Below are 1,245 nucleotides of genomic sequence, written 5' to 3' on the forward strand. Positions count from 1 at the left end.
TGGGCAACTCGGCGATTTGTGGCGCGGCCTCGTCGTTTGCCGCGTTCAGGAGTGCTCATGGCGCCCAGCCGGACGCATTTGCCCCTTCCCCGGCTTGGGATGCGGGCCGTTTTGTCGTCAGCACGCGGGCCAGGCACTGGATGGATTTCTACGGACCCAGGGCGCGCGCAGCAGCGAGGAAGACGTGCTTCATCGGGTGCGCCGAGGCCAGCAGAACCCGCACGCGGCGGGTGTTGCGCAACACAGCCGCGCCGATCTTCAGCAGCTTCGTGCGGAGGGTTGCGGTGCAGGCCTGGGCCAGCTCGGTGCCCTGCAGGCCCAGCCGGCGCAGGTTGATCATCAAGGTGTAGGCCAGCGCCGCCAGCAGCAGCCGAAGCTGGTTGGACTGGAAGCGGTGGCAACTCGCACGCCTGCCGAACAGGTCGAGTTGCGCTTCCTTGATCCGGTTCTCGGCTTCGCCGCGCGCACAGTACCTGCGCTCGTACAGGGCCTTGGGCGAACCCGGCAGATCGGTGACGATGAAGCGCGGGTTGGCACCTTGCTCACCGTGCTCCAGCCGCGCGATGACGCGACGGGCCTTGTCCCAGGTGCCGGCGGCGTACTGGAACTCGCCGAACATGCGCTGCTTGGCTTGGCCGCGTACTGCGCGGCCAGGGCCAGCTCCGCCAGTGCCACCTGCTCGTTCAGGCGCGAGTTCTTCTGCAGCCCGATGATGCAGTTCACGCGCCAGCGCTCCAGGCGCTGCAGCACGCGCGGGCGGCAAAAGCCCGAGTCCGCCCGGACGATGATCTTGGTCTTGGGCCAGGCCCGGCGCAGCGGCACATGGGTGGCGTCGACGTCGAGCACCAGCTCCTTGGGCGCCTTGTCGTGGCTGGCGATGAACTGCTGCATCAGCACTTCCTGCAGCGCAGCCGCATGCGCGGGCTTGGCCGCCGTCTCCAGCCGGCTGAGGGTGGGCGCACTGCCCAACGGCTCGGCACGGCCCACGGCCGTCTGCATCACCAGGTCGTTGCGCAGCGCGTTGTGGTCGCACACGTCCGTCCAGTCCAGGCACAGGCCATAGATGCGCTGCGCCAGCAGGCTGCGCAGATCGTGCTGGACGCTGGCGGCGCGGCGCTCGTCGCCTAGCGCCAGCGCCGCAGCGCGGGTCAGGCCAAGGCGTTCGTCGACCCGCCTGAGCAACAGCACGCCGCCATCGCTGACGATGTCGCCACCATCGAATGCGGCCTCCACCACACGCCTTCC

Annotated in this window: 1 pseudogene; it reads right to left on the minus strand. The window is 68.9% G+C overall.

From position 1 onward, the window contains the following. Positions 1-148 precede the first annotated feature (148 nt). A pseudogene (locus O9280_RS12815) lies at positions 149-1,245 on the minus strand (IS1380 family transposase); the annotation flags it as partial.

It is taken from the genome of Silanimonas sp. (genome assembly GCF_027531545.1).
Classification (GTDB): domain Bacteria; phylum Pseudomonadota; class Gammaproteobacteria; order Xanthomonadales; family Xanthomonadaceae; genus Silanimonas.